The following is an 18,918-nucleotide window of genomic DNA, read 5'->3' as shown; positions in this document are numbered from 1 at the left end:
CATTATTCTTCGTCCATGGAGAGGACAGACATAAACGCTTCTTGCGGGACTTCGACGGACCCGACCATCTTCATGCGCTTCTTACCTTCTTTTTGTTTCTCGAGGAGTTTCCGTTTACGTGAGATATCTCCTCCGTAACATTTAGCCAAAACGTTTTTACGAAGTGCTTTAATCGTAGAACGTGCGACGATTTTGGTTCCGACAGCCGCTTGGACTGGAACTTCGAACTGCATCCGTGGAATGAGTGCCTTAAGCTTCTCAACAATGACCTTCCCACGCTCGTACGCGAAGTCACGGTGAACGATGAAGCTGAGGGCATCGACGACTTCGTTATTGAGCAAGATATCCATCTTCACGAGGCGCGATTGACGGTAGCCGATCAACTCATAATCGAGAGACGCATAGCCTTTCGTGCTCGATTTCAACTGATCGAAGAAATCATAGACGATTTCACTGAGCGGAATCTCATACGTGATTTTGACGCGAGTCGTATCGATGTATTGCATATCGATGAACGTTCCGCGTTTCTTCTGGCAAAGTTCCATGATGGCACCCACGTAGTCGTTTGGTGTCATGACAGCCGCCTTGACGTATGGCTCTTCAATCGAATCGACCTTTTGTTGCTCTGGCATCTTCGATGGGTTATCGACGTGAATCACTTCGCCTGAAGTCGTCGTCACGTGATAAATTACCGATGGTGCAGTCGTAATCAAGTCGATGTTAAACTCACGTTCAATCCGCTCTTGAATGATTTCCATATGAAGCATGCCGAGGAATCCACAACGGAAACCAAAACCGAGCGCTTGCGATGTCTCTGGTTCAAACTCGAGCGCGGCATCCGAGAGCTGGAGCTTTTCAAGTGCCTCACGAAGATCATTGTACTTAGCCGCATCAATCGGATACAAACCACAGTACACCATCGGGTTCATCTTGCGATAACCAGGTAGCTGACTCGTTGCCGGGTTTTTAGCAAGTGTGATCGTATCCCCGACGCGAACATCTCCGACTGTTTTAATGGATGCAGAAAGCGTACCAACGTCTCCGACGTTCAATTCTTTAACAGAGATCGGTTTTGGCGTCGAGACACCGAGGTCCGTCACTTCGAACGTCTTGCCGGTCGCCATCATTTGAACCTTGTCTCCTACTTTGACTGAACCGTTCACGATACGAATCGATGCGACGACACCGCGGTAAGCGTCATAGTATGAGTCAAAAATCAGTGCTTGCAATGGTTCAGACGGGTCCCCTGTCGGCGGAGGGACAAGTTCCACGATTTGTTCGAGAATCTCTTCAATCCCGATTCCCGCTTTTGCAGAAGTCGGGACCGCGTCACTCGCATCGAGTCCGATGACGTCTTCAATCTCTTGACGGACCCGCTCGACATCCGCTGACGGCAAGTCGATTTTATTGATAACCGGGATGATTTCAAGATCGTTATCGAGTGCTAAATAAACGTTCGCAAGGGTTTGAGCTTCAATTCCTTGCGCTGCGTCGACGACGAGAATCGCACCTTCACATGCCGCAAGCGAACGTGACACTTCATATGTGAAGTCGACGTGTCCTGGCGTGTCGATCAAGTGAAGAATATACTCTTCTCCGTCTTTCGCCGTATAGTTCAATTTGACGGCGTTCAATTTGATTGTAATTCCACGCTCACGCTCCAAGTCCATCGCGTCAAGCGTCTGCTCTTTCATCTCACGAGCCGTGAGTGCACCAGTCTTCTCAAGAATCCGGTCAGCGAGCGTCGACTTTCCATGATCGATGTGCGCGATGATGGAAAAGTTACGAATCTTCTTCTGACGATTCTCTAATTCTTGTTTGTTCATATATGGGTTCACCTATCCTTCTCATGCATACCGTGTCATTATATCAAAATCCTAAAGTAATGTGTACGACCTACTACAACAATACCACAGATAGTTTTCAGAATAATCATCAAGTGGTTGCTTTTCATATAACCGTTTGCTACAATTGTGCTTGTTCTGTTGAATGATTACTTGAAGTAATAAGAACATACACTTTCTTGTTTCAGGAGGTGACAAACAATGGCAAACATCAAATCAGCAATCAAACGTGCAAAAACTTCTGAAAAACGTCGTGTTGCGAACTCACAAGAGAAAGCGGCAATGCGTACAGCAGTAAAACGTGTTGATGCTCTCGTACTCGAAGGAAACAAAGAAGCTGCTCAAGAAGCTTTCGTTCTCGCTACGAAGAAGCTCGACAAGGCTGCATCAAAAGGTCTTATCCACAAAAACAAAGCAGGTCGTGATAAATCACGCCTCGCAGCTCGTATCGCTGCTCTCTAATTAGAGATCACACGAAACAGCCGCCTCCTATTCGGAGCCGGCTGTTTTTTTGTATACCATGACGTAGTGTGGGCCAATCCCAGGGATGTCGAACGGCTCCCCGATTCGTGTAAGTCCATTTCGTTCATAGAAACGGACAGCCACTTCTCTCGCATTACACCACCATGAACTCCTCAGTTCATCATGGAGTGCCTGTAAAAATCGAGAGCCGATTCCTTGTCCCGAAACATGAGGATCCGTCGCCATGCCACGGAGTTGGAGCGGAATCTTCACACCCTCGATTTGTTTCGGGGACAGCATGACTGTAGCGACCGATAGCACTCGATCGCCTTCAACCCAAGCGAAGTGTCGCGTCGTCGGCACCTCATCCCCTTCAAAATAGCATGTCTCAACGTCTTTTCCTGGTCTGAGCACAACATGACGGAGTGGGATCACGTCTTGAAGCGTCACTTGTTTGAATCCCATTCCCTCACCTCACAATAAGGCCAGTTGACAAACGAGCGTATCGAAAACGATCTGTTTGTCACCTCGTCCTGTTTTCATGGCCTCGTCCGCGTCTGCAATCAATGTCAACGCACGTGCGAGCTGAGCCTCTGAAAAGCCGCGACTCGCTTGTGTCGCCAATTTGATTGTATACGGGTGGGCCCCGATTTTCGATGCGATTTGCTTCTCTCCATAGCCTGCCTCTGTCAACTGTTTCGACAGGTACATGTTCCGATATTGCCGAGCAAGCAACCCGAGTAGCCCAATCAGTTCTTGCCCTTGTTTTTCTAAATCCCGAACCAATCGAAGCGCTGCATCAGCTTGTCGCTTGACGAGAAGCTCCGAGAGCTGAAAGACGTTATCTTCTAATGTACGTGGAACTAAATCATTCACAATCTCAATCGGAATCGTCGCACCCGTTCCCGCGTACAACTGTAGCTTCTCTAGTTCGCGAACCAACTTTCCCCAATCATCCTGACATAGGAATAAAAGACGCTCCATCGTAGAGCGCTCCATCTTTTGTTGTTCACGACTCAATGCATCGTTCACGTATCGCATCAGTTCGTTTTGGCTCGGCTTTTTCGCTTCGAGGACGATGGCACGCTCTTTCAGACGCTTCACGATTTTCTTCCGCTCATCGAGTTTTTCTGACTCGACAATCAAGACAAGAACCGAGTAGGTCGCCGGTTGCACGACATATTCCGCCAGACGGTCAACATTGTGCTTTTGCTTCTCTTTCGCACCCGTTAAGAACTGGGCATTTTTCACGATAACCGTGCGATATTCACTAAAGAAAGGGACCGTCTCTGCTTCATCAAGCGCCGTATCGAGTGACGTCTCTTGAAGATCTAATTGCATGACATCAAATTGATCACCGGATGGATTGGCCGCTTTCACGATTTCACGTTCCCACGTCTCTAACAAATATTTTTCGGTGCCATGGAGAACATAGACGCTCGCCAGTTTTCCATTATGTAACCACGGTTCATTCAAAACACACACCACTTTCACAATTTATTCTCATCTAAACATAGATTATCTTCCCATGATTCGCTATACTTATAAAGGAAGTATGATAAGGAGGGACCTAATATGCAAATCAACTCAGTACGCCCACCGAGTGAAAACCCGTTTGAAAATGACGTTCAATGCAAACGTAATGACGCCATCGACTCTGCGATCGGCTTCATCGTCCCATTTGGCTTTTTCTTCACGATTTTCTTCATCGGTGTCATCATCAAGTTCTTAAGTCTATAAGTGTTCAAACGATTGCCCCGGGGGAGCAATCGTTTTTTAGTGTATCACATTTTATGCCGTGCTACTCGATGATCCCCCGACACATGTTCTCTTCACAGACAATCATCCCGTTCAAATCGGTGCGTAATAGACGTTTCCCCACAACCCGTCGTAACGTCTCCTCGTGCGGATGTCCATACCGATTGTTCGAACCGACACTCGCAATGACCCATTCTGGATCGATTCGCTCAAGCAGTTCTTCCCCCGACGACGTATTGGATCCGTGATGTCCTAGTTTAAATACGTCGACGTCAAGCGTCGGTAACTCGGCTTCTCCTTCTATCGGCAAATCTCCTGTCAATAGATACCGCATGCCACCTACGTTCATGTACAGGCTGATCGAATGACCATTTTCATCTTCGTGTGGGCGATTCGGTGCCACAATCCACATCCATGGCGTCGGCCGATCGTCTGCCTCGAGATAATGGACCGATACATCATAGGCCGCTGCTAAGTGTAGCAGTTCTTCTCGTTTTTCAGCATTCGCCACTTCTTTTGATATCCAAAGCTCTTCCACCGTCACTACCTTCAATAATCCCTCTAATCCCCCGATGTGGTCATGATCCGCATGGGTCAACAGGACAAAATCAAGCGAACGCTCCCCACGTTTCCATAAATAAGGGGCCAATACATCTTCCCCCGGGTCAAATGTGCTTCGCTTTTGCTCGTTTGGATCTTGAAATACGCCTCCTACATCAATGACACCAATCGTTCTTCCCGATTCTACGACGATTGCATCACCTTGCCCGACATCCAAAAAGGTCACCCGTGAGGATTCCGACCATTCTGACCATCCCGCAATCAACCCACATGTCATGATGGCCGCCCCCCATCCAATCCATCGATTCCGATTTATCAGCGTCAAGCTTCCCCATAACCCTAGACACAATGCGATTTGCGACGGCAACGCCAGATCGTGCAACGGAAGCCAAGGTCGTAAATCATCATGGAGAGTGAACATTCCATGAATCGCGTCCAAGACAACCATGAACAACGGGGCAATTGAAGGAATCATCCATGTGACAAATGCGAGTGGCATGATGATCCACGAGATACAGATGGCCATCACGAGATTCCATATCGGTGCCGCGACGGATAGAACCGGTTGTACTTGCCATAGTACAATCAGCCCAAACAGCTGTGCGAAAACTGACAACTCGATTAGTCCTGTCCAGATTTGTCTCGTGACTAACAAAAAGAAGGTCATCCCGACCGTCAATTGGAAACCCAGATTTGTGACAAGGAACGGTTGAACGGCCAACATGCCCGCCGCATACCAACTCAAGAGCCGAATCGGGTCTCGAATCGTCACACCGAAAAGAGAGAGAAAGAGGATCGCATCTGCGACGACGACAGCTCTTGCGACAGGTGGGGAAAAACCAGTCATCCATCCGAACATCGTAATACTAAAGATCATCAGTACCGTCTTCGTTTCACGTCGAATAGGGATCGGCTGCATCAATATGCGCATGGCCACGATCAACATAGCAATATGTGAACCGGAAATCACAAGAAGATGAAGAAGGCCCGTAACACGATAAGAAAATGAGGTCTGTTCATCTAGCATTCGACTCTCTCCGAACAATAATGCCTCCATATATAATGCGACATCCGCACGATGACGCTGCTCAATTTGCTGAAGTTTTCGCTCTTTCCAACGTAGCATCCGACCGTCCCACCCTGCCGTCGGACGACACGTGTCGATTCGCTTCACCTTCCCTTTAAAGGATACGTTTGAACTCCGTGCCCAAGCCCGTTCATCAAATCCCCCGGTGTTTCGTAACGGTTGAAACGCCTCTACTTCGATTTGCACGAGGCACGTCTCTCCTGGTCGTCCGCGATTTAGTTCGCGTCCTCGTAAGACGCCCTGAAGATCGTCTACGTTCCCGTATAGTCTTACCGATTTCCCATTCTCTTTTCGACTTTCGATTGAGAAGGCAATCGTGTCTGACGGTAACGATTCTGTAGGGGTCGTATGGAACGATGCGATACAGATGAGTCCAATCACTCCGGCTTTCGCATACAGGCCTTGCCCACGTCGTGTGACCAGATAAAAGACACTAGCGACCACAGAGACCAAATAGAATCCTTCTGTCAGACCAGTTACAATGAGTACCGCAAACAATGGAAACAGCGGCATCTTAAGGTACCAATAAATATGGCTTCATACTTTCTAATGTCTTTTCGCCGAACCCCTTCACATCACCTAGCGCTTCATATGTTTTAAATGGACCGTTCGCTTTCAGATGATTTAAAATCGCCTCGGCTTTGGCTGGACCAATTCCTGGAACCGTCATCAGTTCCTCTTTCGTCGCACTGTTGACATGAACACCGTTCGTTTCGACCTCAGGACTCGCTGAGTCTTGCGAAATCGGTGTTTCTCCTTTTTTCGGCACGATGATTTTGACTCCATCAACTAACAACTGTGCTAAATTCAACTGCTCTGGGTCAGCTTCATCTGTCAGGACTGCCAAAGAGAGCACATCGCCCACTCTCGCCCCTTCTGGTACGGTATATACGTTCGGAGATTCAACCGCACCTGTCACATACACAACGAGCTCCATACGCTCTGGGGTCGTGGTCGGCGTGACCTCCTCAGGTTCCATGACGAATTCGTCCACCATTCGTTGCTCCGGTTCCTTTTGATAAAACAAATAGCCCACTCCTAAAAAAAGAACGACTAGGAGACCGATGACGAGTTGTTTCCATCTTTCCAAGCGGATCACCACCCTGTTCTGTTACGTTCAGTATGGCGAATCATGTGTTTCTAAACACGTCTCGTTCTTCCCCACAATCTTAACTTTAGGAAATGATTTGTTTGCATGTTCCATATCGCACTCGTACGTGTAACGATATTTATCGACATAATTTCTATGAACAGGTTATAGAATGACGAAAAAAACGGAGACCATCACGTGGCCTCCGTTCCTACTGTTCACTGTTCGATTATTCTTCTTCGAAATGCTGAACCTGGTCAGCGAGTGCCGCTGCCTGTCCTTCTAACTCTTGCATCAATGTAAAGATTTGATCGAAGCTTGCCTGCTGTTCTTTCATCGAGGCTGCCACTTCTTCGTTTCCTGCGGCCAACTCTTCCGTCACCCCAGATACTTCTTCAACGCGGCGCAAGACGTTGTTTACCTCGTTACTCGATGTGCGCATCTCTTGTTCGATTGTGCGCACGAACGAAGCGACGTGGTCTGTCCGTTCATGGATTCGGTTGAATGCTTCTTTCGTCAATCCGAACGCTTCTAATTGCGCCTCTTGCTCGCGTTTTGACTCATTCACCGTTTCCGTCAAACGGACGACTTCTTGCTGGATCGTCTCGACGACGTGGAAAATAGAGCGAGTCGCTTTGTTGCTCTCTTCCGCCAACTTCTTCACTTCACTTGCTACGACAGCAAATCCTCGTCCTGCTTCTCCCGCACGGGCTGCCTCGATTGCCGCATTGAGGGCAAGTAAATTCGTCTGAGCCGCGACGTCTTCGACAAGCTTCGCCATCGCCTCAATCTCAGCCGTTTGTCGTGCAAAGTGGTCCATTCGCGTGACAAGTACTTCATTCCGTTCGCTTGAACGATCTAAAATGTGCTCCTGGTCCGTTAATGTTTCAATCCCAGCCGCTACTTCACGTGTCATTTCTGACGTTTCTTCCGTCGTTTGTTTCGTCTGGTTCAAACTCGTCTCAAATGAAGTCGCCATCGTATGCACTGAGCTGAGCGTTTCTTGCAACTCATTTGCAATCGACTGTGCTCCGTGTGCCATCTCATCAACCGCGTTCGTGATGTTAGACGTCGTACTCACGACTGCTTCATTTTCGGCCGCGGCCGTTTCGGTCATCCCGTTCACTTTCATTGATGTGACTCGGATTGACCCGATCACCGTCTGAAGAGATGCCGTCATGTCACGCATGGCACGTTCAAGACGTCCGATTTCATCATTGCGCGTCGACTCAGGCAACGTGACGAGACGTCCGGCTGCAATCGCTTCTGCCACCTTGACATTTTTTTCGAGTGGTCGAGTGATCGAACGGGCAAAGAAGAAGTTGTAGATTCCGAGCGCTAGGATGACGAGAATCGTCAAGAGGACTGAGATCAACAAGAGACGTTCCGTCTCATTTGCCGCCTCTACTTGAAGCGCTTCATAGAATGAACCGTTCTTTGCAATCAACGTATTGACATCATTTAACAAACCTTCCAGTTTCGCTGCCTGAATCCGAGCTCCGATACCACCTTCAAGTGCCGACTCGACATCTTCGTTCACCTGTTCGTACTTCATCGTGGCACGGTCTAAATGATTTGAAAATGCCGGAATCAAATAAGACTGTTTTAAATCATCGAATGTTTCCGCGTTTGTCACACGGATGCGCTCTAATTGAGTCAATGTAGATTGGTTCGACTGTTCACCAAGTGACGTCCAGAGGGATTGTTCTTGTAGGAGTGACGTTTCAAGTTGAGACAATTCAATCATTTGACTTCCATACTGTTCGTTATATGTTTGCAAGCGATTCAACGTCGACAAGACGTAACTCATCATCAGTACGATCAAGACGACGGTGAAGACGGTTGAGAAGATAAAACGTTTACGTAAACTCATTTAAGTGTCCCCTCCTTCAACTGACGTTCTACCGATTCATACTCTGATGTTTCTTTCTCATCCCATTGAATGCGACGAAGCGGAGCCAAGCCGACGCCACCCTCTTCAATTCCAAGGATGACGTGTTCATTAAATGGTTTTTCAGTCACACGACCCGCAATTTCTACAATCGCCAAATCAACTTGTTTCAACATCGACGTCACAACCGCATCTGGTGCAATCATCGATTGATCACTATCGACCCCGATTGCCTTGACGCCGTATTTTTCAGCCGTCTCGAGTACACCGACCCCTGTCAGTCCTGCTGCAGCATAAAGAACATCTGCGCCCGCTTTAATTTGTTTCTCAGCGAGTTCACGACCGAGCTCCGGTGAAGCAAAATCATTCGAGAAGTCAACGAGCATCTCCAAGTCCTCGTTAACTGCCTTAGCGCCACGTTCAAATCCTGCTTCAAATTTCTGAATGAGTTCCATATCCATCCCACCGATAAACCCAATCGTATCGGACTCTGTTTCAAGACCAGCCACCGCGCCAGCAAGCGTACTGCCCTCTCCTTCTTCAAACGTAATATTCAAGACGTTCGGAAGTTCAGACACGCCATCGATCAAAGCGAATTGCTGTTCCGGATGTTCAGCCGCAACGGCCTCTAAGTCTTCTTGACACGCAAAACCGAGACCGACGATCACATCATGTCCCTCTTCTACCAATTCTTCAAAGCCAACTTTGTACGTCTCCGTTTCGGATAGTTCACGATAATCAACGAACCAATCACCCGTCTCACGTAGCTCACCCATCCCGCGCATGGCTGCGTCACTGAACGATTGGTCCCCGAGACCAACGTCAGATAGGACGACCCCCATCGTCTGTCGTTCTTCTACAGTGGTATTCGGATCGTCGATAACCGACTGACAACCGGACAACCAAAGGGTACAAGCTGTGATTGTACTGAGCATTATGCTTTTCTTCATGTATTCAATACTCCCTCTCTCTAATGGTCTGACAACCCTTATATCGACTGAGAAGGCATTGTTCTCCATGATTTTTTTTTAAAAGTTGTGGTAATAAAAAAAGCCATAGACATCGTCCATGGCTTCGTACACTCATTCTTTTGAAGCAGCAACCGTTGTATCAGCTAATTCACGCTCCGGTGTTGGGGCTGTTGCAACGTTCCCTTTTCCCGCAAAGTTCTCGAGCAAGTCTTTCATATCGATGCCCGAAGAAGCTTTTAATGTTTGTTGAAGCGATGCCATGAGGTCGGTTGCGTAACCTGTCACTTTACCAGCGCCACCGTTTTGTCCGCTCCCCGTGTCGACGACCGTAATCTGATCGATGTTACCGAGTGGCGATGCAATTTCTTTCGCATAATCAGGAAGCATTTTGACGACCATATCGAGAATCGCCGCTTGTCCGTATTGCGCGAAGGCTTCGGCAATCTTCTCTTTCGCTTCGGCTTCTGCAAGACCGGTCAAACGGATAATTTCCGCTTCCGCCTCACCTTTCGCACGTTCAGAATCCGCTTCTGCAAGACCTGCCAAACGTACGCGTTCCGCATCGGCTTTCGCCTGTGCTTCAATACGATACTTCTCTGCATCCGCGATTGCGATTTGACGTGCTTTATCCGCAGCGGCAGACTGTTCAATCGAGTATCGATCCGCATCGGCTTTTTTCTTCACTTCTGAATCATATTGTTTCTCACGACGCATAATTTCTTTCTCTTCGAGCTCGATTTGCTTTTGACGCTCGATGATTTGAACTTGCATCTGTTGTTCGGTGACTTCTTGTTTCGCACGCGCTTCCTCAAGCTCATACGCTTGGTCGGCCCGGGCTTTGGCAACATCTTGCTCACGGCGATATGCCGCGATTCGGAGTTGGTTCTCTTTCTCAGCTTCCGCGATTTCAGAGGCACGCTCAAGTTCGGCCTTCTTCGCATCTTTCATCGCTTCCGCCTGTTTGATGCGCGTCTCTTTATCCGCTTCCGCAGTCGCGATATCAGCATCACGCTTCACTTGGGCGATACGCGGCTTCCCTAACGATTCTAAGTATCCATTCTTATCTCGAACGTCTTTGATGGTGAATGACACGATGACTAATCCCATCTTCGCCAAGTCTTGTGATGCGACTCGTTGAACTTCTTGCGAGAACTTGTCACGGTTCTTATAAATCTCTTCAACGGTCATGGAACCTAAGATCGAGCGTAAATGACCTTCTAACACTTCTTTCGCTTCGTTTTCTCGTTCAATCTTCGGTTTTCCGAGGAACTGCTCAGCCGCTGTCGCGATTTCACTGATTGATCCACCAATTTTAATGATGGCTGTTCCGTCCGCCATGACCGGGACACCCTGCTCTGTATAGACTTCAGGCGTTGTGACCTCTAATTTGCTTGAGAGCAAGCTGAGGGGTTCTGCTTGTTGGAATACCGGAAAGACGAACGTCCCGCCACCGCGAATGATTTTAACGCGGTTACCGGATGTATCGCTATGTACATTTTTCTTGCCTAAATAACTACCTGTCACAATCAGTGCCTCATCTGGTCCGACTGTGCGATATTTTAATACGAATACAAACACAAGTGCGAGGATGATGACCCCGACGATGATGCTGACTAAGATAGCCGTATTCATGTGTTATATCTCCTCTCGAATTGTAGGTTCGTCATATGGCATGACGATTGCGATATTGCCTTTTACTTCAATGATGACTACCCGATGATCTGTCGAAATCGATGTACCGTCTAAGCTTTGAGCCGTCTTTAAAAGCGAGCCCGTTACTGTCTCAATCAAAACTTCGCCATACCCGCCTTCAGGAATGGGCACGGTCAATCGTCCGACACGTCCAACTAATGCCTCATCCGTCAAACCAATGGATTCTTCCGCATTGGAGAGCGGTAAGAGAACAAATAAATAGAGAAGTGTCGTCAAAGCAAGAGACCCGACCAATGCGACAGCGAGCCCAATCATCGGGGAAACGTGAGCCAACGCGTTTAAGATAAGCCCAATCCCTGCCCCTAGTGCTAAGAACGATAAGATGACTGCAGGGTTAAACCAACCCTCGAACATTTCGAACGCATCGGAGAACATCATGTAAATAAAGGTTCCAAGACCAGCGATGATCAACACCCACCAATACAGTTGATCGATTGCCTCCATTACCACCCCTCCTGTCGACGTTTTTGTTCCATCATCAGTACACGTCGAAGTTGTTCGACTTCTAATGCAAGTCGATCCTCAATCTCATCCCACTCCGACAGTGATGAAGTGGATAAGTCGTTCACTTCTCGAACTCGCCCGATGGAACGTTCAATTCGTCGCCGATTGTATAGGTCGACAAGTTCTTGTCGTTCGAGCCGCATCCTGTTTAAAAAATATTCCACTTCTTTTTGAACTTGAACGACTTGATCCGTCACGCCCTCAGAAGAATCTTGCATCAGTAGCCGACGCACTCTCACTTGATGAGCTACTAATTTAGCAATTCTCGCCTCGAGTTCGAGAATGTGCTTGTATAATTCCTCTACCTCATCTCGTTGCGTGTCATCGCGCCACCACACGTCCACCTCACCTCACTTTTCTCTACTCATCTCCATATACGATAAAACCTCATCTTCGGTTTCAAAAAATCATAAAAAAATGTAAAATGAATTTGCCATACAGAAAGGAAGTGCTCATGTTGGGCAACCAAGTCATCAAGCTATCATCCGCATCACAAGAAAAACTAAAGAAAATGTATCATGAGTATGCAGTCGCGCCACCACCATATGCGACATTCAGCGCCAAGACACCGGGATTTGTCGTAACGATTTATCAATCAGGGAAAGTGATGTTCCAAGGAAAAGATGCCGAGACCGAGGCAGTGAAATGGGGAACACCCGCCGAGAAGAAACAAGCATCCACACCGAACACCATTTTACCTGAAGGATTTTCAAGTTGGTCTGTCGTTGGAAGCGACGAGGTCGGAAAAGGAGATTATTTCGGACCACTCGTCGTCGTAGCGGCTTTTGTCTCATGCGATCAAATCGCACTCGTGAAAGAACTCGGCGTAAAAGATTCCAAACAGTTATCCGATCCTGAAATCATCCGGATTGCGAAGGATTTACACGCTACGATTCCTTATCAAAAAGCGACACTGCATAATCCAACATACAACAACATGCAACGTACGATGACACAAGGTAAAATGACTGCCATCGCCCATAATGCTGCGCTTCGAGCGTTGCTTGAGAAACTCGGACAAAAACCCGATGCCATTCTCATCGATCAGTTCGCAGAGAAGTCGGTCTATTATCAACATTTGCGGGCAGAACGCGATATCGTGCGCGACGATGTCTACTTTTCTACAAAAGCCGAAGGACTTCATGTCGCCGTCGCAGCTGCATCCATTTTAGCTCGCGCTTTCTTCTTAAAAGAAATGGACAAACTAAGTAAACAAGCAGGATTGACCCTTCCAAAAGGTGCAGGGGCCAAAGTCGACCAAGTCGCCGCTCAAATCATTCGACGTCATGGTCAGGATTATTTACAAAAGATTGCTAAAGTCCATTTTGCGAATACAAAGAAAGCTCTCAACTTGAATGAACGTCGTTTGTAGAGCTTCGACATCAAGTATGATATACTCATTTTACGGTTAAATGAACTTAAAATTTTTGGAGGATAGCGTTCATGCTGCATTATAAAACCTACACGATTAGTGATGACCATCCTTGGGTCATCTTCATACACGGGGCCGGAGGAAGTTTATCACATTGGTATCGTCAACTTCGTCCCTTCCGTAAAAAATATAATGTCCTGCTCGTCGATTTACGCGGTCATGGCGGTTCATACGATGCTGAACAGTCGCTCAAACAACCGTTGAACGCTTATACGTTTGATGTCGTCGCCAAGGACGTCATTGAAGTCATGGATCACTTAGGTATCGAAAAAGGACACATGGTCGGTCTATCTTTAGGAACGATTGTGATTCAGGCGATGTTTGAGCACTATCCCGATCGAATCGCATCGGTCGTTCTCGGCGGAGCCATCGTCAAATTCAATGTCCGCTCCACGTTGCTCATCCGACTTGGTAGTCTTGTTCAAAACTTTGTCCCATACATGTGGTTATATAAATTATTCGCATGGATTTTACTCCCGAAAAAGCGTCACAAAAAGTCTCGGATGATGTTCGTCCGCGATGCGGCGAACTTATGTCAACGCGAGTTTATCCGTTGGTTCAAAATGACGGAAAATATTAATCCTTTACTGAATCAGTTCACTTCGATTCAGACGAATGTCCCGATTTTATATATTATGGGTGATGAGGATTATATGTTTCTTGAAGCTGTCGAACGGACAGCGAAACATCAGCCGACAGCCAATGTTGAAATCGTTGCAGACTCTGGTCATGTGGTCAATGTAGACCAACCCGATCAATTCAATGCGTTGTCGATGAATTTTATTGATGATCAGATTCAAGCACGTTCACTACAAATGAGCTAATTCAGGATGCCACTGGGCTTCCTGAATTTTTTTATGTTTATTTTCAGAAAATATTGATTATTACAAAAATAGGTGGTATTCTTTAGCAAATCCAACGAAGAGGAGATGCTCGAAATGTCCAATCCCGTACATATGAACAGCCTGCTGATTATTATTCGACTGAGGGACTGAAATCGTTTTGTTTTCAAAAACGACTTTTCAGGCCCTTGTTCCCGTGGTAATCGGACAGGCGCCTGTAGATTGAAACCGCGCCTATCCTTGATGGATAGGTTTTTTTCTTGACACAAAGACATAGAGGAGATGATGGAAGTGAAGCAGTATATGATGGATCGAATGGTAAAAATTTCAGCAGGGATGGCAAACGCCGTCCTCGTCACGCTCGGTGTCGGTTTATTGATTGAGACGATTGGTAATTTGACCGGAATCGCGATGCTCGTACAGATTGGACAAGTCGCCAAATCATTATTGGCACCCGCTTTAGGCGCTGGCGTCGCGTTTCAACTTGGAAGCAACACGCTCATCCTATTTAGCGCCATGATTGCCGCAACCATTGGCGGTGCAGCTTTAAAAGCAACAGAAAGCGGACTCGTCCTCGTTCCAGGTCAACCGATTAGCGCACTGATCGCAGCGGCGGCTGCTGTCTGGCTTGGAAAACGTGTCCTCGGAAAAACAAAGTTTGATATGATGGTCGTTCCGGTCACAGCCGTATTAGGTGGTGGAATCGTTGGGGTTGCTGCAGCAGCGGTCACGACTCCTCTTATCAACTCAATCAGTCAAGGGATCACCGCATCTGTAGAAACGTCGCCGATTGCCACATCTCTTGTCATCGCACTTGTTTTCAGTGTCATGCTCATGTCGCCTGCATCATCTGCCGCACTCGCCATCGCACTTCAACTTGACCCTGTCGCCAGCGCCGCTGCCTTGATCGGTTGCTCTGCTCAATTTGTTGGATTTACCTTAATGGCATATCGTCAAACCGACCCAGGTGGATTGGTCGCCTCATTCTTTGTCACACCGAAAGTGCAGTTCCCGAATATCATCAAAAATCCGCGAATCGTCGTCCCACCGTTTATCGCCGCGATGATTTCCGCACCGATTGCTACTTTGATGTTCTCACTCCAAGTCCCATATGAAATTGCGGGTCTCGGGCTCAACTCCCTAATTGCCCCGCTTCAGATTTTAGCGGTCCAAGGGTTGGATGCCTTTCTCATCTTCACGATGACCGGCGTCGTACTCCCTGCACTCATCACGTGGACTCTCTATCGTGTGACGAGTCTTGTCGGATGGACCAAGTTTGGTGATCTCGCACTCGAGATTCAATAATAAAAGGAGCGTTGTCGCAGGTGGACAACGCTCCATATTTTTTACGCTCGTAGTTCAGCGCCGTGTGTCGCACGGACCGCCTCAACAATTGTTTCATATGCTGCCGTTACTTCTTCATCTTGTAACGTTCGTGACGGGTCTTGGAACTTGAGTGAGAAGGCAATCGATTTCTCATCCGCTCCAACATTCTCCCCTGTATAGACGTCAAACAAGACGAGGTCAATCAAGAGTGGACCAGCCGCTTGGCGGATCGTTTGTTCCACTGTCCCAGCCGGAATCTCACGTGATAAGACGAGTGCCAAATCTCGTGAAATCGAAGGATAACGTGGTACGTCTTGATAAAGAAGTGTCTCGTCTCCACGAAGTGCCAAGAGGTCGAGTTCGAATACATACACTTCCTTCATACCGTAGACGTCTTTCGATGTTCCTGGATGCACTTGTCCGACATATCCGATGACCTCTCCGTCCATCAAGATGTTTGCCGTACGACCAGGGTGCATATCAGGCATCGATACGGCCTCATACGTGACATCTAGGCGAAGCGTTTGGACTAACGTGTCGACAATTCCTTTTGCGACGAAATAGTCGACCGGGATCCGTGTTCCTTGCGAACGATGATCCATCCATAGACCTGTGACGACACCAGCCACCCGTTCTTTCTCACGCGGTAACGTTTCTCCGTGCTCCGTATAGACGCGTCCTGTTTCGTAAAGTGCGACGTTCGATTGTTGACGCGCCGTGTTGTAACGAGCCGCCTCCAACAACCCAGGGACGAGCGACGTACGAAGGACAGAGCGTTCTTCACTCATCGGCATCGCCAATCGGACGAGCTGATCGGTTTCTCCACCGAAACGTGTCGCATGTGCCTCACTCGTTAACGAGTAGGTAATGGCTTGTGATAAGCCGACTCCTTGCAACAAGCGACGTGTCTGCCTGCGCAATACGTTGATTGCTGGCAAATAGCCTTTCGATTGAGAGGCAGGTAACGTCGACGGGAGACTATCATATCCGTATAGACGTGCCACTTCTTCTGTGATATCAGCCGGAAGCTCTAAGTCCGGACGGCGCGATGGAATGTGTACGGTCAGCACATCATCCCCTTCTGTCGCGAGACCGAGACGCTCCAAGATGTGAACGATTGTCTGACGATCGAGTGTCATCCCTAAGCGCTTGTTGATATAGTCAATCGACACTTGGATTTCTCGGGCACGTGATTCGCCTTCACCTGAACGCACCGCATCATGAATGGCTCCTCCACCGAGTTCGACAATCAGTTGCGCGGCGCGATCGAGCGCGAGCATGACACGTTCTGGGTCAACGCCTTTTTCGAAACGAGCGCTTGAATCTGAACGTAGACCGAGCGTACGGCTCGTCTTCCGTACGGATGCCGGATCAAAGTACGCTGACTCTAAAATGATATCTGTCGTTGAAAGATCTACCTCTGTATTGGCACCACCCATGACGCCTGCGATGGCGACTGGAGCTTGTCCGTCTGTGATGACCATCATCGATGAATCGAGCGTGCGCGTCACGTCGTCGAGTGTGACCATTTCTTCTCCATTTTCGGCTTGACGGACCACAATCGAGTTGCCGAGTTTCTTCGCATCGAATGCGTGAAGCGGTTGTCCGATTTCAAGCATCACATAGTTCGTCACGTCGACAATGTTGTTGATTGGACGGACACCTTCTGCGATCAAGATGTTCTTTAGCCATTGTGGCGACTCTGCAATCGTTACCCCTTTGACTTCACGAGCTGCGTAATATGAACAGTTCGGTGTCGCAAGTTCGATAGACACCTCCGATGGTGATGATGACGTGACATCTGCCGTCGGCAACGTGTATGGACGCTCTAAGATGGCCGCAACCTCATGAATGATTCCATAGAGGCTCAAGCAATCTGAACGGTTCGGAGTCAAGCCGAGTTCGATGACTTCATCGTTCAAGTCGAGTAAATCGAGCACATCTGCACCAACTTGTACGGATTCACGGAATGTGTGGATTCCATCTTGCTCGTCTTCCCGAATTTGTTTTTTCTCAAAGCCGAGCTCTTCGAGTGAACAAATCATCCCTTGTGATTCGACACCACGAAGTTTTGCTTTTTTGATTTTAAGTCCTGGTAAGCGTGCGCCAACTTTGGCCACGATCACATGTTGCCCTTCGCGCACGTTCGGTGCGCCACAGACGATTTGAACAGGGTCACATTCTCCGATGTCAACTTTTGTCACGTTTAACTTATCCGCTTCCGGATGTTTCTCACATGAAAGGACCCGCCCGACGACGATCCCAGAAAGTCCTTCCCCACGATTTGTCACACTTTCGACTTCGATTCCGTTCTTCGTAATCAAGTCACCGAGCGCTTCGCCGCTTAAATCGGATACATCAATATATTGATTCAACCATTTTTTTGAAAGTAACATCTGTCTTCCTCCTTAGAATTGCTCGATGAAACGTAAGTCATTTGTGTAGAAATGGCGGATGTCGTCGACGCCGTGTTTGAGCATCGCCATACGCTCCACTCCGATTCCGAATGCGAACCCTGACACTTTTGACGAGTCATAGCCAGCCATCTCCAATACATGCGGATGGACCATTCCGCCTCCGAGAATCTCAATCCACCCGGTTCCTTTACATACGTTACATCCTTTCCCGCCACACTTGAAGCAAGAGATGTCGACTTCGACCGATGGTTCCGTGAACGGGAAGAAGCTTGGACGGAGACGAATTTCGCGCGTTTCTCCGAACAACTGCTTCACGAACACTTCGAGCGTCCCTTTCAAGTCAGCCATCGAGATGGATTCATCGACAACCAATCCTTCGATTTGCATGAATTGATGCGAGTGCGTCGCATCGTCTTCATCACGACGATACACTTTACCTGGACAGATGATGCGAATCGGTTTTCCGTTCGCCTCCAACATCGTGCGAGCCTGTACAGGAGACGTATGAGTACGAAGTAACGTCTCTTCCGTGATATAGAACGAGTCCTGCATGTCTCGTGCCGGATGATCTTTCGGCAAGTTGAGCATTTCGAAATTGTAGAGATCAGTTTCGACTTCAGGACCTTCAGCAATCGTATATCCGAGTCCAACGAACAAGTCTTCCATCTCGTCGATGATTTGTTGTAAGAGATGACTGTGGCCAGGAGTCGATGTCCGCCCCGGTAGAGTCACATCGAGCGTTTCCGCATTTAACTTTTCCTCTAATTCAATCGCCTTCACCTCTTCGATTCGAGCATCGAGTGTGCTTTGAATCGCGGTACGAACGGTATTCGCCAACTCACCGATGATCGGACGTTCCTCGGCAGATAATTTACCCATGCCACGGAGCACTTCAGTCATCGGTCCTTTTTTCCCTAAATATTTGATGCGGACGTCATTCAATGATTTTTGTGTGGATGCCTGTTTGATTTCTTCTAACGCTTCCACTTGTAACTGTTCTAATTGTTCTTTCATGTGTTC

17 protein-coding genes are annotated in these 18,918 nt (G+C 48.0%); 5 read left to right on the top strand and 12 right to left on the bottom strand.

Features of this window, described 5'->3' with window-relative positions; all coding sequences use genetic code 11:
• Positions 1-2 precede the first annotated feature (2 nt).
• Positions 3-1,826, bottom strand: coding sequence for a translation elongation factor 4 (gene lepA, locus KNO61_RS01780; protein ID WP_012726674.1), 1,824 nt, complete (start codon positions 1,824-1,826; stop codon positions 3-5).
• A gap of 219 nt (positions 1,827-2,045) precedes the next feature.
• Between lepA and rpsT the strand changes: the two genes are divergently transcribed.
• The gene (gene rpsT, locus KNO61_RS01775; protein ID WP_012726675.1) at positions 2,046-2,306 is read left to right on the top strand and encodes a 30S ribosomal protein S20; all 261 of its coding nucleotides are present in this window, start codon (positions 2,046-2,048) and stop codon (positions 2,304-2,306) included.
• Positions 2,307-2,333: 27 nt separating this feature from the next.
• Here the strand turns inward: rpsT and KNO61_RS01770 are convergent, their stop codons facing one another.
• Positions 2,334-2,771 (bottom strand): GNAT family N-acetyltransferase, encoded by a 438-nt coding sequence (locus KNO61_RS01770; RefSeq protein ID WP_078147169.1) that lies wholly within the window; start codon positions 2,769-2,771, stop codon positions 2,334-2,336.
• A 9-nt stretch (positions 2,772-2,780) separates the two neighbouring features.
• Positions 2,781-3,791, bottom strand: coding sequence for a DNA polymerase III subunit delta (gene holA / locus KNO61_RS01765; RefSeq protein WP_237708269.1), 1,011 nt, complete (start codon positions 3,789-3,791; stop codon positions 2,781-2,783).
• A 90-nt stretch (positions 3,792-3,881) separates the two neighbouring features.
• Between holA and KNO61_RS01760 the strand changes: the two genes are divergently transcribed.
• Positions 3,882-4,046, top strand: a complete 165-nt coding sequence (locus KNO61_RS01760) for a YqzM family protein (RefSeq protein WP_012726678.1) — start codon at positions 3,882-3,884, stop codon at positions 4,044-4,046.
• A gap of 61 nt (positions 4,047-4,107) precedes the next feature.
• Here the strand turns inward: KNO61_RS01760 and KNO61_RS01755 are convergent, their stop codons facing one another.
• The 7 genes from KNO61_RS01755 to KNO61_RS01725 form a co-directional block, all read right to left on the bottom strand.
• Positions 4,108-6,225 (bottom strand): DNA internalization-related competence protein ComEC/Rec2, encoded by a 2,118-nt coding sequence (locus tag KNO61_RS01755; protein WP_214872547.1) that lies wholly within the window; start codon positions 6,223-6,225, stop codon positions 4,108-4,110.
• 1 nt (position 6,226) lies between these two features.
• Positions 6,227-6,811, bottom strand: coding sequence for a helix-hairpin-helix domain-containing protein (locus tag KNO61_RS01750; RefSeq protein WP_269317842.1), 585 nt, complete (start codon positions 6,809-6,811; stop codon positions 6,227-6,229).
• 220 nt (positions 6,812-7,031) lie between these two features.
• On the bottom strand, positions 7,032-8,675 hold the full coding sequence (locus KNO61_RS01745; RefSeq protein ID WP_078147172.1) for a methyl-accepting chemotaxis protein: 1,644 nt from the start codon (positions 8,673-8,675) through the stop codon (positions 7,032-7,034).
• Complete coding sequence (locus KNO61_RS01740; RefSeq protein WP_214872546.1) at positions 8,672-9,643, bottom strand: BMP family lipoprotein; 972 nt, start codon at positions 9,641-9,643, stop codon at positions 8,672-8,674. Before KNO61_RS01740 ends, KNO61_RS01745 begins: the two co-directional genes overlap by 4 nt.
• Before the next feature lie 132 nt (positions 9,644-9,775).
• On the bottom strand, positions 9,776-11,296 hold the full coding sequence (locus KNO61_RS01735) for a flotillin lipid rafts scaffold protein FloT (protein WP_078147174.1): 1,521 nt from the start codon (positions 11,294-11,296) through the stop codon (positions 9,776-9,778).
• Positions 11,297-11,299: 3 nt separating this feature from the next.
• Entirely contained in the window at positions 11,300-11,821 is a 522-nt protein-coding gene (locus KNO61_RS01730; protein ID WP_031423196.1) for an NfeD family protein, read from the bottom strand.
• Positions 11,821-12,219, bottom strand: coding sequence for a hypothetical protein (locus KNO61_RS01725; protein WP_078147176.1), 399 nt, complete (start codon positions 12,217-12,219; stop codon positions 11,821-11,823). The genes KNO61_RS01730 and KNO61_RS01725 overlap by 1 nt, the downstream gene beginning before the upstream one ends.
• 119 nt (positions 12,220-12,338) lie before the next feature.
• Here KNO61_RS01725 and rnhC point away from each other — a divergent pair, with 119 nt between their 5' ends.
• The 3 genes from rnhC to KNO61_RS01710 all read left to right on the top strand — a co-directional run bounded on the left by rnhC (position 12,339) and on the right by KNO61_RS01710 (position 15,460).
• Entirely contained in the window at positions 12,339-13,253 is a 915-nt protein-coding gene (gene rnhC, locus KNO61_RS01720; RefSeq protein WP_305825940.1) for a ribonuclease HIII, read from the top strand.
• A 71-nt stretch (positions 13,254-13,324) separates the two neighbouring features.
• Entirely contained in the window at positions 13,325-14,137 is an 813-nt protein-coding gene (locus KNO61_RS01715) for an alpha/beta fold hydrolase (RefSeq protein ID WP_078147177.1), read from the top strand.
• 300 nt (positions 14,138-14,437) lie between these two features.
• Positions 14,438-15,460 carry a PTS sugar transporter subunit IIC gene (locus KNO61_RS01710; protein ID WP_214872544.1) on the top strand — a complete coding sequence of 341 codons (1,023 nt, stop codon included), beginning with the start codon at positions 14,438-14,440 and terminating at the stop codon, positions 15,458-15,460.
• A 41-nt stretch (positions 15,461-15,501) separates the two neighbouring features.
• Here KNO61_RS01710 and pheT read toward each other — a convergent pair whose 3' ends face one another.
• Entirely contained in the window at positions 15,502-17,877 is a 2,376-nt protein-coding gene (gene pheT, locus KNO61_RS01705) for a phenylalanine--tRNA ligase subunit beta (protein ID WP_214687005.1), read from the bottom strand.
• Between the two features lie 12 nt (positions 17,878-17,889).
• Entirely contained in the window at positions 17,890-18,912 is a 1,023-nt protein-coding gene (gene pheS / locus KNO61_RS01700; RefSeq protein ID WP_031423184.1) for a phenylalanine--tRNA ligase subunit alpha, read from the bottom strand.
• Positions 18,913-18,918 lie beyond the last annotated feature (6 nt).

Source organism: Exiguobacterium sp. s140, assembly GCF_018617035.1.
Classification (GTDB): domain Bacteria; phylum Bacillota; class Bacilli; order Exiguobacteriales; family Exiguobacteriaceae; genus Exiguobacterium; species Exiguobacterium profundum.
Note: the sequence above shows the minus strand (reverse complement) of the source record. Positions and strands in the feature narration are given on the sequence as shown.

Excerpts from the sequence above, each read along its gene's own strand:
- lepA (WP_012726674.1), bottom strand. The coding sequence starts at position 1,826 with ATGAACAAACAAGAATTAGAGAATCGTCAGAAGAAGATTCGTAACTTT.
- rpsT (WP_012726675.1), top strand. The coding sequence starts at position 2,046 with ATGGCAAACATCAAATCAGCAATCAAACGTGCAAAAACTTCTGAAAAA.
- KNO61_RS01770 (WP_078147169.1), bottom strand. The coding sequence starts at position 2,771 with ATGGGATTCAAACAAGTGACGCTTCAAGACGTGATCCCACTCCGTCAT.
- KNO61_RS01760 (WP_012726678.1), top strand. The coding sequence starts at position 3,882 with ATGCAAATCAACTCAGTACGCCCACCGAGTGAAAACCCGTTTGAAAAT.
- KNO61_RS01755 (WP_214872547.1), bottom strand. The coding sequence starts at position 6,225 with ATGCCGCTGTTTCCATTGTTTGCGGTACTCATTGTAACTGGTCTGACA.
- KNO61_RS01745 (WP_078147172.1), bottom strand. The coding sequence starts at position 8,675 with ATGAGTTTACGTAAACGTTTTATCTTCTCAACCGTCTTCACCGTCGTC.
- KNO61_RS01740 (WP_214872546.1), bottom strand. The coding sequence starts at position 9,643 with ATGAAGAAAAGCATAATGCTCAGTACAATCACAGCTTGTACCCTTTGG.
- KNO61_RS01735 (WP_078147174.1), bottom strand. The coding sequence starts at position 11,296 with ATGAATACGGCTATCTTAGTCAGCATCATCGTCGGGGTCATCATCCTC.
- KNO61_RS01730 (WP_031423196.1), bottom strand. The coding sequence starts at position 11,821 with ATGGAGGCAATCGATCAACTGTATTGGTGGGTGTTGATCATCGCTGGT.
- KNO61_RS01715 (WP_078147177.1), top strand. The coding sequence starts at position 13,325 with ATGCTGCATTATAAAACCTACACGATTAGTGATGACCATCCTTGGGTC.
- KNO61_RS01710 (WP_214872544.1), top strand. The coding sequence starts at position 14,438 with ATGATGGAAGTGAAGCAGTATATGATGGATCGAATGGTAAAAATTTCA.
- pheT (WP_214687005.1), bottom strand. The coding sequence starts at position 17,877 with ATGTTACTTTCAAAAAAATGGTTGAATCAATATATTGATGTATCCGAT.
- pheS (WP_031423184.1), bottom strand. The coding sequence starts at position 18,912 with ATGAAAGAACAATTAGAACAGTTACAAGTGGAAGCGTTAGAAGAAATC.